Below are 16965 nucleotides of genomic sequence, written 5' to 3'. Positions count from 1 at the left end.
TGGAAAATATAAATATAAGGCTTTTGGATATTTTCTAAGTCAGTACAAAACAATAAGTGCCTATGGAGAGGTCATGAACACAATGTCAAATATTCAGTCAGCGACGGCTAAATTATTAATTAACGGTAAATTTGTAGAGTCAAACACTACAGAGTGGCAAGACATTCTAAATCCTGCAACTCAAGAGGTTTTGGGTCGTGTTCCAATGGCGACTATGGAAGAAGTGGATGCAGCGATTGCTTCAGCGCAAGAGGCGTTTAAAACTTGGCGCTTAACACCCGTACAAGCACGTATGCGCATTATGTTGAAGCTACAAGATCTGATCCGTAGCAATATGAAAGACATTGCCCGTGTACTGACTGCTGAGCAAGGAAAGACACTTGCAGATGCTGAAGGTGATATTCAACGTGGTTTAGAAGTCGTTGAGCATGCGTGTTCGGTTGGCACACTTCAAATGGGCGAATATATAGAAGGTGTTGCACGTGGTGTGGATACCTATACCTTGCAGCAACCTTTGGGTGTATGTGCAGGAATTACGCCATTTAACTTTCCTGCGATGATTCCACTGTGGATGTTCCCAATGGCCATCGTCTGTGGAAATACCTTTGTTTTAAAGCCATCTGAACAAGATCCATTATCGACCATGATGCTTGTCGAACTTGCGATTGAAGCCGGTATTCCAGCAGGTGTATTAAACGTAGTGCATGGTGGTAAAGACGTTGTTGATCGTTTATGCACACATCAAGCTATTAAGGCCATTTCATTTGTAGGCTCTACAGCCGTTGGTACACATGTATATAACCTTGCAGGACAGCATGGAAAACGTGTGCAGTCGATGATGGGGGCCAAAAACCATGTGGTGGTAATGCCGGATGCCAATAAAGAACAAACTTTAAATGCCCTCGTTGGTGCAGCATTCGGTGCGGCAGGTCAGCGTTGTATGGCTTTGTCGGTTGCTGTCATGGTTGGTGAAAGTAAAGAATGGGTCAATGAACTGGTTGAAAAAGCCAAAACGCTGAAGGTCAATGCAGGGCATGAGCCGAATACCGATATTGGCCCAGTTATTTCACCTCGCGCAAAAGCACGTGTACTGGATTTAATTCAAAGCGGTGTAGAGCAAGGTGCGGAGTTGCTGCTGGATGGTCGTGATGTTCAAGTCATTGGCTATGAGCAAGGAAACTTTGTCGGAGCAACGATTTTTAATCAAGTTTCAACCGATATGCGCATCTATACCGAAGAGATCTTTGGACCCGTATTAGCCATTATTCATGTCGATACTCTGGAGCAGGCGATTGAATTGATTAATGCCAATCCATTCGGCAACGGTGTTGGACTATTTACACAAAGTGGTGCAGTCGCTCGTACATTCCAAAGCGATATCGATATTGGTCAAGTGGGTATCAATATTCCAATTCCTGTACCTGTACCTTTCTTTAGCTTTACAGGATCGCGTGGTTCAAAACTGGGTGACTTAGGTCCATATGGTAAGCAAGCAGTTCAGTTCTATACACAAACCAAAACCATCACCAGTCGTTGGTTCGAAGATACACAAGAAAAAGGTGAAGTGAATACCACCATTAACTTACGTTAATTTAGGAGTTCAAGGATGAATATTGCCTTTATCGGTTTAGGAAACATGGGCGGAAAAATGGCCCAAAACCTACTCAAAGCAGGTTTTACGGTTTACGGTTTCGACTTAAGCGAAATTGCGATTCAGCATTTTACTGAAGCAGGTGGCATTGTTTGCCAAAGCCCACAAGATGCAGCGAAACAAGCAGATGTTGTGATTAGCATGTTGCCTGCTGCCAAGCATGTCAAAGAAGTGTATTTGGGAGAAAATGGTGTATTAGCGGTAATGAAAGCAGGAAGCTTATGTATCGATAGCAGTACCATTGATCCGCAAACCATTAAGGATATAGCCGAGGCGGGTGCTGCACATCAGATAAAAATCTGTGATGCACCTGTTTCAGGCGGCACTATTGGTGCTCAGGCAGGTACATTAACCTTTATGGTCGGTTCAGATGATCAAACTTTTGAAAGAACCAAAGCTGTATTGGGGCACATGGGTAAAAACATTGTGCATTGTGGTGATGTGGGTGCAGGTCAAATTGCGAAAATTTGCAATAACTTGATTCTTGGTATTTCCATGGCAGCCGTTGCTGAAGGTATGGCACTCGGTGCGCGTCTGGGAATTGATCCTCAAGCCTTAGCGGGTGTGGTGAATAGTTCGAGTGGACGTTGCTGGAGTTCGGATGTATGTAATCCATGGCCAGGTATCTCAGCAAATGCACCTGCAGGACGTGGCTATACCGATGGTTTTGCAACGCAGTTGATGTTGAAAGATTTAGGATTGGCTGTAGAAGCCGCAGGACAAGTCAAACAGCCGATTATTTTAGGTGGACTGGTTCAGCAGATGTATCAACAGCTGTGTTTACAAGGTAATGCACACTTAGATTTTTCAAGCATTGTGCAGCAATACTTACCTAAGGACGCTTAATCGCTTTGAACACCAATCTAGCCTAGGGATGGCTAAAAATACTAACACTCGTGTCGGAATAACAATAAATTGAGACTGAGGTAGAGAAGATGTCGAATTATCAAGATGTTGCAAAGGCATTTGACTTAAATCATGCTGCCAAAGAAATGTTATCAGGCTCTTTAGAGCAATTAAATGCATGTTATGAATGCTGCGACCGTCATGCGATTGATCAAGATAAGGTTGCACTGTATTGGCAAGGCAAAGATGGGCGGAAAGAACAATATACCTTTGCAGAGCTGCAACAGTGGTCAAGCCAATTTGCCAATTTTTTAAAGTCACAGGGTGTGCAAAAGGGTGATCGTGTATCGGGTTTATTACCCCGTACAGTTGAATTACTTGTGGTGATTTTAGGGGCTTGGCGAATAGGTGCTGTATATCAACCGCTATTTACCGCCTTTGGCCCCAAAGCCATTGAACATCGTTTACACCTTGCACAAAGCAAATTGGTGATTAGCGATGTTGGTAATCGCAGTAAATTAGATGAAGTTGCACATTGTCCCCAAATCGTTACTGTTGCAGATCCAGCGGGTCAAGGGATTCAACAGGGAGATTTAAACTTTTGGGATGAAGTAAACGCACAGTCTACAGATTGTGAAATTGTCCTACAGAGCATCAATGATCCATTTCTTCTAATGTTTACTTCAGGTACTACAGGTCCTGCAAAACCCTTAGAAGTACCCCTTAAAGCCTTAATCGCTTTTGGTCAATATATGAAAAATGCGGTAGGACTGCGTGAAGATGATTCATTTTGGAATATTGCCGATCCGGGTTGGGCTTATGGTTTGTATTATGGAATCACTGGGCCACTTTTACTGGGACATGCAACGCTCTTTTACGAAGGTGGTTTTAGCATTGATAGTTTGTGTCAGATCGTAGATGACTACAAGGTGACGAACCTTGCAGGCGCACCGACAGCGTATCGGATGATGATGGCGGCTGATCCTGAACAAATGGCAAAACTCAAAGGGAAATTCCGCGTCGTCAGTAGCGCTGGTGAGCCGCTTAACCCTGAAGTTTTCCGCTGGTTTAAACAAGTTTTAGATGCACCGATCTTTGACCATTATGGTCAGACTGAAGTTGGTATGGTGGTGTGTAATCATCATGGCTTACAACATGATATTCGCGCAGGTGTCGCAGGTTATGCTAGTCCGGGATATCGCGTGGCGGTTGTTGATGAACAAGGGCAAGAGCTACCTGCAGGAACGCCAGGAGTACTGGCTGTCGATATTAGTCAATCACCGATGATGTGGTTTGGTGGCTATAAAGAAAGTCGTAAGTCACCCTTTGTAAAGCATTATTACCTCACGGGTGATACCGCAGAATTACACGCAGATGGCAGTATGAGCTTCGTTGGTCGTAATGATGATGTGATTACAACATCCGGTTACCGTATCGGGCCATTCGATGTAGAAAGCGCTTTACTTGAGCATGATGCAGTGATTGAAGCTGCGGTCATTGGTGTGCCTGATCCAGATCGGACAGAAATCGTAAAAGCTTTTGTGATTTTAGCTGAGCATGTCACAGCGTCAGAAGAATTAGCGGAGCAGCTGGGGCAATTTGTGAAAAAGCGCCTATCTGCACATGCTTATCCACGATTGGTGGAGTTCGTTCAAGAACTACCGAAAACTCCAAGCGGAAAAATTCAGCGCTTCTTATTAAGAAATCAAGAGATTGCAAAACAATCTACGCAGCATGCAAGTTAAAAGACGCAACGATTAACCCTTAATTAATGCCGAACAATCAGGATCAGGAATCAAGCTTTCATTCAGTTCCAATCATTTTCAAAGTGGATGAAAGCAATTGATTGATGTACAGGAAGATAAGATGCAATTTACCGAAGAACAATTATTAATTCAGGATATGGCACGCAGTTTCGCACAGGAACAAATTAAACCTCAAGCGGCTGAATGGGATAAACACGGAACCTTTCCCAAAGCGGCATTAGCACAGATGGGGGAACTGGGTTTATTGGGTATGTTGGTATCAGATGAATGGGGTGGTTCAGATACGGGTAATCTTGCCTATGTTATGGCTTTAGAAGAGATTGCAGCGGCAGATGGGGCAACCTCGACCATCATGAGTGTACATAACTCAGTAGGCTGTGTTCCTATTGCTAAATTTGGCACAGAAGAACAAAAGCAGAAATATTTAGTGCCTTTAGCACAAGGCAAAATGATCGGTGCATTTGCATTAACTGAGCCGCATACAGGTTCAGATGCTGCTGCCATTAAAACTCGTGCAGTTAAAGATGGCAATGAATGGGTGATTAATGGTGCTAAGCAGTTTATTACCTCTGGTCATAATGCAGGGGTCATTATTGTCTTTGCTGTGACTGATCCAAGTGCAGGGAAAAAAGGCATGAGTGCTTTTATTGTCCCAAGAGAAACACCTGGTTATGAAGTGATTCGTACTGAAGAAAAGCTTGGATTACATGCCTCAGATACCTGCCAAATCGCACTCACAGACGTGCGAGTGCATGAAAGCCTAATGCTAGGAAAAGAAGGTGAAGGTTTGAAAATCGCCTTATCAAATCTAGAAGGCGGTCGTATTGGTATAGCGGCGCAAGCGGTTGGTCTTGCACGAGCAGCATTAGAAGAAGCAACCCGATATGCCAAAGAGCGTATTACTTTTGGAAAGCCGATCTTTGAACATCAGGCAGTTGCGTTCCGATTGGCAAGTATGGCAACAGAAATAGAAGCTGCACGCCAATTGGTCTATCACGCGGCACGTTTAAAAGAAGCAGGACAACCTTGTTTAAATGAAGCGTCTATGGCCAAGCTTTTTTCGTCTGAAATGGCTGAACGTGTTTGCTCCGCAGCATTACAAGTCTTTGGAGGTTATGGTTATCTCAAAGATTTCCCGATAGAGCGTATATATCGTGATGCACGTATTTGCCAAATCTATGAAGGCACAAGTGATATCCAACGTTTAGTAATTGCCCGCAGCTTATAACGTGGTCATTAAGACATTTAAAACGACAAGGCTTCAGACGAAGCCTACTTATAAATATTGAACAAATATAGGGATATTACATGCAATTTGAAACGATTCTGCTTGAAAAGAACAATGGTGTAGGACTCATTACTTTAAATCGTCCTCAGGCCTTAAATGCGTTGAATAGCACATTAATTCAAGACCTTAATTTAGCCTTAGATGATTTAGATCGAGATCCAACCATCGGTTGTATGGTTATTACAGGTTCAGAAAAAGCCTTTGCCGCTGGTGCAGATATTAAAGAAATGGCTGAACTGAGTTTTCCAAATATTTATTTGGATGATTTTTTTCATCTGGCAGATCGAATTGCTCAGCGCCGTAAACCTCTAATCGCAGCTGTCAGTGGTTATGCGTTAGGTGGAGGCTGTGAGTTAGCACTCATGTGCGACTTTATTTACTGTGCCGACAATGCAAAATTCGGTTTACCAGAAGTGACATTGGGAGTAATCCCAGGGATAGGTGGGACACAGCGCTTAACGCTTGCTATAGGTAAGGCCAAAGCCATGGAAATGTGTCTGACTGCGAGACAAATGGGCGCAGCAGAAGCAGAGCAGAGTGGTTTAGTTGCTCAGGTCTTTCCTAAAGAGGAGTTGGTCGAAAAGACCTTAAAAGCTGCTGAAAAAATAGCGGAAAAATCTGTGGTGGCAACCATGATGATCAAAGAGTCAATTAACCGTGCATTTGAAGTCAGTTTGCAAGAAGGTTTACGTTTTGAACGTAGAACATTCCATTCGATTTTTGCAACTCAAGACCAAAAAGAAGGCATGCAAGCATTTGTTGAAAAGCGCCAAGCCAATTTTAAAGACAATTAAAAATAAAAAAGGATGATATGGATATGAGTACAAATAACTTAATGATTGAAGAACATAGACATTTAGGCCAAATCAGTTTAGATCGCGTGGCAAGTTTAAATGCCTTGTCTTTGGAAATGATCCAAGGGATTCAACAGCAATTAGCACTATGGGCTGATCAAACCAATATTCATGCCGTACTTATTCGCTCAAATAGTCCCAAAGCATTTTGTGCAGGTGGAGATATTCGCTATCTCTATGATAGTTATATGAATGGTAGAGATGATCATCAAGCTTATTTTCAAGCTGAGTATGAAATGCTGAACACCATTCGTTCGTATGAAAAACCCATTATTGTCATACTCGATGGCTATGTACTTGGCGGTGGATTTGGCTTAGCCCAAGCATGTCATGTGCTTGTCAGCAGCGAAAAGTCTAGATTTGCCATGCCTGAAACTGCCATTGGATTTTTCCCAGATGTGGCTGCCACACACTTTTTATCACGTTTAGATGATATTGGTGTGTACATGGCAACTACGGGCGATCAAATCAGTGCTAGCGATGCGTTGTATCTAGATTTGATTGACTACCATGTTCCGAGTGAGCAACTTGTTCAATTAGAAGAAGATTTAAGAAATTCCCAGCATCTCAGCAAAGAAAATATTGAACAATTGATTGCGAAATATATTACTCGACCAGCGGAAAGTGAACTCAGTCAAAATGCAGATTTAATTCGTAAGCATTTTGGTTTTGAGAGCATTGATGCCATTGAAAATAGTCTTGAAAATGAACAGCATAATGATGCTCAAGCGTGGGCGTTAAAAATACGCAATACCTTGAAACAACGATCTCCAATCGCGAAAAGGATCAGTTTGCAACTCCAACATTTAGGTCGAAGTCTTTCACTAAACCAATGCATGCAAATTGAACGACATTTGCAAGATGTTTGGTTTCAACATGGCGATATTGTCGAAGGTGTTCGCGCATTAATTGTGGATAAAGACAAGCAGCCAAAGTGGCAACAATCTAGTCCGACTTTAGACAAAATAATGGAGGAAATATCTATTTAATCAGTGATTTAAAAAACTTTAACGGTTCAAACCATTGGTCAATATTCATACTTAATTTCTTATTCGATATGAACAAGTGACTCAGCGTAAATTAAACATATATAAGATCTGAAAAATATTGATTTTCAAGAAGAAAATCATCATACAAATCAAGCATCGTGAAAATGCAATATAGAAATATCTTGCAGAATAAGGAAGATAACAATGCAAAATGTACAGGGAAACACAGCTCCACCAGCTAAGTCCTCACATCGTTTAGCGGGTATTTCCAGCATGGTGGGTACAACCATCGAATGGTATGACTTTTTTATCTATGGTGCTGCCGCAGCACTCATTTTCAATCGACTTTTTTTCCCAAATCTTGATCCGTTAACGGGCGTATTGGCAGCATTTGCTACCTATGCTGTAGGCTTTATTGGTCGACCACTTGGTGGCATTGTTTTTGGCCATTTTGGCGATAAAATCGGTCGTAAATCAATGTTATTGTTCACATTAATGTTGATGGGTATCCCTACTGTGATGATTGGGTTGTTACCGACTTTCGAAACCATTGGTTATTGGGCAACGGTCTGTTTAATTATTTTAAGATTTATACAAGGCATGGCCATGGGTGGAGAATGGGGCGGAGCAGTCCTCATGGCGGTAGAGCATGCGCCAGCGGGTAAAAAAGGCTTTTGGGGAAGTTTGCCGCAAGCAAGTACAGGTGGTGGTTTATTGCTCGCTTCGGTGGCTTTAGGTCTAGTCTCAATGTTGCCTGAAGAAGCACTTTTTAGCTGGGGTTGGCGTCTACCATTTTTAGCCAGCATTATTTTACTGGCTGTAGGTTGGTATATTCGTGTGAAAGTGCCTGAGTCTCCAGACTTTGAAAAAGTTAAAGCTCAAACCGAAACAATTAAAGTTCCAGCAAAACAAGTGTTTAAAAATCATCCTAAGCAGTTGATTACGATTATTTTATCTCGTGCTGCTGAAAATGCTTGGTTCTATTTGGCATCGACATTTGCTTTAGCTTATACAACCACACAGCTAAATATTCCTCGACAAGATATCTTGTTTGCAACGATTTGTGGTGCTGCAGTCATCATGGTTATTACGCCAATTTTTGGACATTTGTCTGATAAAGTTGGGCAAAAAAACATGTTTAGATTTGGTTTATGCGTACTGGCTTTATACAGCTATCCATTTTTTGCGATGTTAAATACTAAAGATCCAGTATTGGTTTGGACGGCCATTGTGATTGGTATTGGTGTGGTTTTTCCTTTGATGTATGCGCCGCAGTCACAGTTATTTTCGCGCCAATTTCCAGCAGAAATACGTTATAGCGGTATTTCAATCTCAGTTCAATTTGCAGGCGTGCTAGGTGGTGGTTTAGCTCCATTAATCGCGACAAAATTGCTAAGTATTGGTGATGGAAGCCCAAATTTAATTATTGCGTATATTTCAGGCTTTGCAGTGATTGCGATTATTGCATCTTCATTTTTAAAGCCAGATCAAATAGAGCAAAAGACTAAAGTATTTAGTAGTGAGGAAATCAAATCTTCCTAAATCAACAATCAGGAAAACAATTGATTGATTTAAAATATAGAATTTCAATATAGAAATACATGTGAAAAAGCCATAGCAACAGTTGTTATGGCTTTTTTCTTGTCTGAGGATTGTGGTAGGACAAATTTATTTTAGCGAAGCTTAGGAACTTAGCAATTTGAATACAGTTGATGTGCAAGAGCTGTGAATTATCATCGTAAATAAAGCTGAAGCATTTCGTATAATGTATATTATGTTAAATTGAGTACATGATACTTTAAGTTCATGGACCTCTTTGTTTAACTTAAAATCAATCACTTATATAAAATAACATTTCACATTAAGTTCACTTATGTTTATATTCTATTTACTTCATAAAGTTCTTGGTACTTAGAATGTTTGTCGTAAAAACAATTAAACTTTCAAAAAAGTATTCAAATCAAAATCACATAGTTCTATTGTTTGATGCTTCAGCTACTGTACCTTGTCTCTATCCTTTACTCTATTCTACGGCTGTCCTGAGATTTCAAAGTTTTGCCACACAACAATCAGATATGCTGGCGCTAAAGTTTTGGTATGAATTTTGGTATCAGAAATATTCTACTTTGTTCTGTGAATCATTTTTATCCTCCAAATATGAACCTGAGATTTTTTTGAATGAAATCGATAACTTTATTGTTTTCTTAGAAAATAACAAAAAGTTAGAAACAAACTTGATTCGACTTAGATCAAATATAGATGCTAACTATATGACCATTGCACAGCGTTTGAGGTCGTTGTTTAAGTATTTCGTATATCTTTTAGATGAATATTGGAACACCCGTTATCAAGATATTACAATCAAAGAATTAACAAATCGAAGGAAAAAGATAGATTTGTTCTTATTAAACAAAAAAAGGGTTTTTAGTAAATTTTCTAAATATAGCTTAACTGTAAAAAGTGAAATTAATCATAACTTTAAAAGCTTAAATAATGAAATGGTAGTTATGCTTTATAAAATTATTCGCCCAGACCAGACAGCTAATATAAATATAGACAATCCATTCTCAACGAAATCACATCAACTTCGTAATTTTCTGATAGTACATCTTATGATGAACTACGGGTTACGGGTTGGTGAACTAATGCTTCTCACAAAAAGATCAATAAAAAAGTCCATCAATTCTGACTTATATAGTCTCATAATAACTAATACGGATGATGAATACGATTCTAGACAGAGAAAGCCTTGTATAAAAAATGAGCAATCTTATAGGGTTATAAAACTAGATAGTATGGATTATAAATTTTTGATGCTATACATAGAAAAGATAAGGAATTTCAATAATTCAGATATCTTGTTTACATCACTTAAACCACCCTACTCTCCACTAAGCTATTCATCCATCAATGCAATTTTTAAGACGATAGAACAAGCTTTCAGGGCTTCACATCCTGTATATTTTGATGATACAAATATTGACTCAATTCAGAAGTTAACCCCACATGTATGTCGTCATACATGGGCATATATCACTTTGGCTTTTGCTATAAAAAAATATCGAAACGAAAGTGCATCACCATTAAATCAAAGCAATGATGAAATTATGCAAAAAGCACTTGAAGATCTACGTGTCTTAGGTGATTGGAGTGCTAACAGTATAATGCCAAGTTACTATGCAAAAAGATTTATTGTTGATAGCGCTAACCTCATTAATTTGCAACGTATATCACAAGAATTATGGAAAATGTAAATAATGGAGCAATTTGACCTTTTTGAAAGCAATCAAGAACAACCTTTTGTATCAGTTTTTAATGATCAGCAGATAATAGCTCTTCAGAATCTAAGTAAAAAATACCAAAAGTCGTTAAATTTTTAGTTGCAGATAAATTTGACGATAAGTTTATCAATTCTACAAATAATATTTGGAAATTTTATTATTCTGGTCAGAAAGAAAACTTAGATTTCTCAAGCTTTTCTGAAAATGAGAAGACTTTAGCTAAATTTTTTCTGATAGCTTTTATTCAGAAAAATACACCATCTTTTTTGAGTAAAAAAAATTTATTCTTTTAATTTTTTAATAAATTATTTAAAAAATAATAATTTACATTTAAATTATGAAACTTTAAAACAAATATTAATAGAAATTGCACATCAAGAAAATCATCATAATACTTATGCACATATAAAATTTTTACTGAGACTTCTAATTTTAGAAGGCTTCCCTAACTTTGATATTGAAGTTGATTTTGAACTTGAGTTTTATTCCTAGACCTAAGTCGTTTAATTCAAATTTATTCTATCAGGAATATGAAGATACGATAGATTCCCCTTTAATTTCAATCATTCAACAAGGTTTTATCAAGTTAAACCAAGTTATCAAGGATGATTTTCAGGAAGTCGATAAACAAACACTACTTTACTCATCAATACTTGGTTTGGTGTATGTAACTGGTCTTAGACCTGTGCAATTAGCAAAGCTATCTGCTGAAGACATAAAAATAGATACCACACGTACTACTGATCATTTTCATCGCTATAGCATACTAATTCCCTATGCAAAACAAGCACGTTATGTACATGAAAAGATCGCAGTGAAATTACCAGAAGAAATTGCTGAAATCATTATTGCTTATATCGAAAAATTTAACTTAAGTCCAAAAAATAAGTTATTTGATTTAGGAGAACATTCTGCACGCTTTTGCTCAAAAGCAATTAATACACAATTATTTGATTTTGCTCCCAAAGCCTACAGAGAAGCTGTTCTAGCAGGTGAAATGATAAAGCAAAAGTACTCTTTTTCTGATTTTAGGCATCATGTCGGCTATAGTTTGGCAATGGCAGGTTCTTCTGCTGAAGAAATAGCATACATCTTGGGTCACTCTTCTGTTATAACTGCTAGACATTATATTTTCTCTACCCCTGAACTGGCTCAAATTAGAGCGCAAGCACTTGGTAAAAATTCTCTGTACAGACAAATGATCGCCATGCTCCTGACTGGAAGACTAGTTTATAAGAAAGATTGGCATCAGAAAAAAGTATTAGGAAATATTGGTAGCAAAATTCATTACGATATTGGTGGGTGTTCCTACGAAGACAAATGTTTATTTCAACCAGTTCATAATTGCTATGGTTATATGTACTTTCATCCTTTTATTGATGCTAACCATAATCATGTTTTAGAAAGCATACAAAGTGAAATCAATGATCTTATTAAGCTATCAGATGGAATTGGGGTATCTAGAAATCCATTGATTCGAGTTCATGAGTCAACTAAATTTGAAATTGAATCTGTGATAGCTCGTTGTGCATTACAGAAGGATGATATTCATGGACATTGAAAAATATAATGTTTTTATTGAAGAACAAAAAGATTATTTTAATCAGAATTTACAACCTAATTTTAAATGGAGTTGGAACGATTCATCTTGGTATGGTGGGACGATTGGATCAGGATGGTTGTTGTCTAGAAGTGGTAAAACACATTTTACTTTTGGCACGATAAAAAAATTGAAAGGTATCGAAAACTGTATCATTGAACCCGTTTTTCAAGAGTTTATTAAATCTGTACTTATTCTTAGTTATCGTAAATCCAACTCTAATGCATCGCCCCAAAAACTATATGCAGAATTTTTAATCTTGAAGCGTTGGTATAGTGCTCTAAATGCTGAAAAAATCGAGAATATACATCCCTGCCATTTATCTACATTAATGTTAAATAAGTCTTTTGAAATTTTGGCAGAAAACTCCAGTAAAACGAACCTTCCTGATCATGCTGGTACATACCTTAGATTACAGGAGATGTTAAATCATTACGGTTTTACTGAACAACCTTTAGAATTTTCTCAAAAATTTCTCTATATCAACCGCCAAAATAGAACACCAAATGCGAAGAGAACTAAAGCGTTAATAGATCAGTTGGAACTTGATGAGGATGATCTAGCTAAAGATAAACTTATTTCTATTCGAACATTTATCAATATCGTTTCCTTAATTAGTTTGTGTGAAACGAATGGTGAGAAGATTGTGCTCAACCTTCTGTTGTTGCTTATCGTCACTGGATTACGTTCGACAGAAGCAATTTTTTTAAAAACTGATGCATTGATTAAAAAGCCTATAGTTGATCCTATCACCAAAGAGCATTTAACCTTAGACGGTATCAAACAATACACCTTAGGTATTCAATATCATGGTGCAAAAGGTGCTGGATTTAGAATACATTGGGTTGAGCCTTTGTCTGCCAATTTAGTGGAGACAATATTTCAATCAGTATTAGAGTTAACAGAGGAATATAGAGAACATCTCCACTATATTAGATCAAAAGACTGCTCTAATTTCCTACCCAAAACATTAGATGATATTACTGCCGATTATGTTGAAGTAGATGACCTAATTAATACAGTTTTCGGAGTGAAAGATACTTAGAGAGGACGGGCCGGTCAGCGTGAAGTTGTTATAAAAACTCTTAAAGATATTCCTATATTTAAAGAGTTTAGGAAGGGAACACAAAAACTAAAGTATTATTTGAAAGATGATATCAATACATTCATTGAGGGTCTAACTTATGATTCTAAATACCCGATTGATCATGTATTTAATTATGAGGGTAAGACAGAAAAAATTCCTTTTGAAGACTTACTATTTATTCATGAGTTTAGATCTGCAACCCTACAAAGAGCTTTTATTAATAAAACAAACGTCGTTCCTTTAAATGCAATGTTGGTTAATAGTTTTTTAGGAAACTCTCGAAGTAAGTCGGTTTTTGAGAAATATAATTTATTAGAAAATGAGAAAGAGTACTCTAAATTAACTACTCATATTCCACGTCATAATATTAATACCTTCCTTGCTTTAAGTGGTCTCGCTGAGCATTTACAAGCAATGTTAATGGGACGTATCGATATCAAGCAAAATCAGCATTACCAGCATCTAGCACTCAAGCAAAGAAAAGTTGCAGCCAGTATTCTAGAAAAATATGAATTGACTCTTTATGAAGAAGTAGAAGAGCCCAAGCCTGAGTATCCAATAGATGCTATTAAGAAAGATGGGTTAATGTACTTTTCAGATCAGTTAGATCTCGAAAATAATCTAAAGATGAATTTGCAGTCTTTTGATTCTAAAAATGAAGTTGCGAGTTATATAAAAGATTCTTTTTTTGATGAATATTTTGAAGATATTGCTGAGTCATTTAATGAATTAGTAAAAGAAGATCAATCCCTAGCAAACTCATTAATTCAATGCCATGCCTGTTTACACCCCTTGCCTTTCGGTGGTTGTATGCGTGAAGTGGCTGTTCATGACTGTCCTAAGCGACTTGCATGTCAATCTGGTGATCAGTGCGGTAACTTCGCTATAACAGGTCGTAAAGGTGAATTAGAAACATTGAAACTTGTTTTAAATAGATTATTGCTACAGTTTGAAAGTATTGAAAAATTAGTAGCTCATGATTCTACTTATGATGAAATGCTTGAAGATTTACGCCAGAAAATTCTTTATTTAACTGGTTTGAAAGATAAGGTATTAACTAGGCAGAATAATTTAAAACCTATTCCTGTTTTTCCTTATGGAGATCAGCTTAATAAATTACCGAGTACTTTAAGTGAGCTATTTGCCATAGAGCAGAAAAAGATAGAATTCGAGGAAGTCTAGTATGTTACGTGGCAAAAAATTAGATGAAGTTATTGAACAAGAATTGCAAATGATGCTAGTAGAAGGGTTTGAGAAGTCCCCTATCTCACATAAGACTTTGCATGATCGCTTAACTATTAAAGGTTATATTTCTGGTGGATTAAGTACCTTAAGTTCTGCTGAACGCAAAAAATTAATTAGTCTTTATATGGCAGAACAACTATTGCCATTGAACCTGAGGGCTAAAGATCAGCAGCTTTATGTGAACAAAAAAACAAGACAGGCACTTACTAATACTAATAAAAATTTACGGACTCAAGTTGATGAACTCGAATTACAACTTCATCAGAATACTGAAACGCTTATAGATATTATCGAAGAAGTCATATTACGAACTAATTTGAAGGTTGACCATCTATTAGCTCCACATCTTCTAAAAAAGTATTTATTACGGGAGTAGATGTCTAGGATCAATATCTAAAGTTTGTGAAATCTGATAAAGTTTTTCAACAGTTATACTGACCTCTCCCCTTTCAATTCTGCCTAAATAGCTGCGATCAATTGCTGTCCTTAAGGCCAACTGTTCCTGGCTAATAGATTTGCTTTTCCGAGTTACTCTTATTTTAGTACCAATTGATATTGCTAGCTCTTGATTCATAGTTACACACCATAAATATCAGAACTATCAAGAATTGAAGTATTTTAATCCACGGACTATAATCCTCATTATTTTTATGTATTGCTCATGGAACTTCAAAATTTACCCATGTTCAGAGAATTTTCTTTAGTTATTGAAAGCTATAAGATAGAGTCTTGGCAAATTGTAGATTTCTGGGATAAAGTTAAGCTATTAAAAGTTGTGGATAATAATGTTAATTATCAAAGTGTTTATCGACTAATAATAAAGTTGGTTAAAGAAGGATATTTAACAGTTGATATTGAAAAAAGTAGATATGGACAAAAAACTTATACTGAATCTGAAAATCTACATACTCTACGTTCCAAATTTTGCATTGAATCAAAACTCTCTCTTCAAAGGCTAACTCAAAAGAAAAAGCAATTTGAAAACAAAGTTATTTACCTAGGAGATGAAATTATAGCTTTAGAAGAGTTAAAAGAACAATTTCCTGATATACAATTCAAAATTGAACAATTGCGACAAATAAAGATTGGAGAAATTAATAACTTGAAAGTAAAAATCAGAGCAATAGAATCCTTAATCGAATATTTTTTTTAATCTAATTTTATGTATACATTTGATAGAACTAAGCTTCATTAAATATTTCTAGCCATTTATCAATAGTTTGTAAATCATTAATACCGTGCCTGAAAAGTAATTTAACAATATCAGCAGCACATATAATTACTATAGGGTGCTGATCCTCCATTATTTCTTTATAGGCTTGAGTGGAAATAAAAGACGTGGTTACTAAAATTCCAAATTGCCGGTGTCTAAGTCGTGAAATCAATCTAGACATTTCTTTCACACCTACAGAGGAGTTTAGTGAATAACACTTCGCTTCAAGCGCGAATTCAACTAGTACAGCAGAAGCCCCTTCTCCAATTCGATAAAGTCCAGTAGCGTCTCTTCCTCCATCTCTTACTCTACGAGTAAAGTTCAAATTACCAGCAATAGCTGGCAGCATCATTTCAGCAATTTTACCTGCACAAATCTCAAATTTATAAGGATCGTCTTTAAAAAAAGAGTGTATCTTTTCAATCAAAGCTCTTCCTAACTGAGTATCTGGTAATTGCTCGTCACGAGTACGATATTCAAGAGCTCTAGGTGCTTTTAAAGGTGAATATATCCCTTGCTCAATCCACTTTCTCCAACTAACAGGACATGAGGTACTCAAAGGATTCCCAGATATAATATCCGTAATCCATTCCTTTTTAATTACTGGTTCATCTAAGATTGTAAATTGAGCTCTATAATTTTGAAATCGATATCCATCTCTTAATTTCCATACAGCAACTAGATCATTATTAGAATCTAAATGTGGTGCTCCAGGCACAGCTAATCCAATAAAAATCATGTCACGCCATTCGCCACCTTTAGCAAAAATAAGGACAGGTGGAACTCTTCTACGGTCGTAAACCGTCCCATGAGCTTGATCAAACATATTTTTCAATAAGAGATTACCATAACGTGGGGTATCATGAAGTTCATGTCCAGGTTTTTTATTATCTCCAAAATAAGTAAAAATTCCTGTTTCTTTATCAATCTCATCAGGCCAATTAATGTCATTCATACTTGTTGTAAGTACAACTAATTTTGGCTCTGCTTTTGTACCAATTATACGAAAACCACCTTGATTACTTACTGGCAATAACCGATAAAGAGGGTCATCTGATGCATTACCTTTTCTACCACCTTGATACAAGCAATCAACAAAAAGATCAGCAGTGTTCAGCTGATCTATTGAAATTATTTTCATTAAG

The 16965-nt window shown here is 37.2% G+C and carries 12 protein-coding genes and 2 pseudogenes; 12 read left to right on the top strand and 2 right to left on the bottom strand.

Annotated elements, in window-relative coordinates:
- Positions 1–73: 73 nt before the first annotated feature.
- The 11 genes and pseudogenes from FTU62_RS05745 to FTU62_RS05695 all read left to right on the top strand — a co-directional run bounded on the left by FTU62_RS05745 (position 74) and on the right by FTU62_RS05695 (position 14983).
- On the top strand, positions 74–1591 hold the full coding sequence (locus FTU62_RS05745) for a CoA-acylating methylmalonate-semialdehyde dehydrogenase (protein WP_180054704.1): 1518 nt from the start codon (positions 74–76) through the stop codon (positions 1589–1591).
- 15 nt (positions 1592–1606) lie between these two features.
- Positions 1607–2497: a 3-hydroxyisobutyrate dehydrogenase gene (mmsB, locus tag FTU62_RS05740; RefSeq protein ID WP_180093903.1), complete on the top strand. Its 891-nt coding sequence runs from the start codon at positions 1607–1609 to the stop codon at positions 2495–2497.
- A gap of 89 nt (positions 2498–2586) precedes the next feature.
- Positions 2587–4242 (top strand): AMP-binding protein, encoded by a 1656-nt coding sequence (locus tag FTU62_RS05735; protein ID WP_180102118.1) that lies wholly within the window; start codon positions 2587–2589, stop codon positions 4240–4242.
- 121 nt (positions 4243–4363) lie between these two features.
- A complete protein-coding gene (locus FTU62_RS05730) occupies positions 4364–5491 on the top strand; it encodes an acyl-CoA dehydrogenase family protein (protein ID WP_180035213.1) in 1128 nt (375 codons plus the stop codon).
- 80 nt (positions 5492–5571) lie between these two features.
- Positions 5572–6345 carry an enoyl-CoA hydratase gene (locus tag FTU62_RS05725; RefSeq protein WP_180102117.1) on the top strand — a complete coding sequence of 258 codons (774 nt, stop codon included), beginning with the start codon at positions 5572–5574 and terminating at the stop codon, positions 6343–6345.
- 17 nt (positions 6346–6362) lie between these two features.
- Positions 6363–7394 carry an enoyl-CoA hydratase/isomerase family protein gene (locus tag FTU62_RS05720; protein ID WP_257223073.1) on the top strand — a complete coding sequence of 344 codons (1032 nt, stop codon included), beginning with the start codon at positions 6363–6365 and terminating at the stop codon, positions 7392–7394.
- A gap of 204 nt (positions 7395–7598) precedes the next feature.
- Positions 7599–8936 carry an MFS transporter gene (locus FTU62_RS05715; RefSeq protein ID WP_180102115.1) on the top strand — a complete coding sequence of 446 codons (1338 nt, stop codon included), beginning with the start codon at positions 7599–7601 and terminating at the stop codon, positions 8934–8936.
- A 374-nt stretch (positions 8937–9310) separates the two neighbouring features.
- The gene (locus FTU62_RS05710; RefSeq protein WP_180102114.1) at positions 9311–10648 is read left to right on the top strand and encodes a site-specific integrase; all 1338 of its coding nucleotides are present in this window, start codon (positions 9311–9313) and stop codon (positions 10646–10648) included.
- Positions 10649–10651: 3 nt separating this feature from the next.
- Positions 10652–12236, top strand: a pseudogene (locus FTU62_RS05705) (site-specific integrase).
- Positions 12226–14544 (top strand): annotated as a pseudogene (locus tag FTU62_RS05700) (hypothetical protein). The pseudogenes FTU62_RS05705 and FTU62_RS05700 overlap by 11 nt, the downstream one beginning before the upstream one ends.
- 1 nt (position 14545) lies before the next feature.
- Positions 14546–14983, top strand: a complete 438-nt coding sequence (locus FTU62_RS05695; protein WP_180102113.1) for a hypothetical protein — start codon at positions 14546–14548, stop codon at positions 14981–14983.
- Here FTU62_RS05695 and FTU62_RS05690 read toward each other — a convergent pair.
- Entirely contained in the window at positions 14972–15181 is a 210-nt protein-coding gene (locus tag FTU62_RS05690) for a helix-turn-helix domain-containing protein (protein WP_180102112.1), read from the bottom strand. The two genes, FTU62_RS05695 and FTU62_RS05690, sit on opposite strands and share 12 nt — an antisense overlap.
- A gap of 87 nt (positions 15182–15268) precedes the next feature.
- On the opposite strand from FTU62_RS05690, the gene FTU62_RS05685 reads away from it, so the two are divergent.
- Positions 15269–15760, top strand: coding sequence for a hypothetical protein (locus tag FTU62_RS05685; protein WP_180102111.1), 492 nt, complete (start codon positions 15269–15271; stop codon positions 15758–15760).
- A gap of 28 nt (positions 15761–15788) precedes the next feature.
- Here FTU62_RS05685 and FTU62_RS05680 read toward each other — a convergent pair whose 3' ends face one another.
- Complete coding sequence (locus FTU62_RS05680; protein ID WP_180102110.1) at positions 15789–16961, bottom strand: restriction endonuclease; 1173 nt, start codon at positions 16959–16961, stop codon at positions 15789–15791.
- Positions 16962–16965: the final 4 nt, after the last annotated feature.

It is taken from the genome of Acinetobacter sp. YH12126 (assembly GCF_013418745.1).
GTDB lineage: Bacteria > Pseudomonadota > Gammaproteobacteria > Pseudomonadales > Moraxellaceae > Acinetobacter > Acinetobacter amyesii.
Note: the sequence above shows the minus strand (reverse complement) of the source record. Positions and strands in the feature narration are given on the sequence as shown.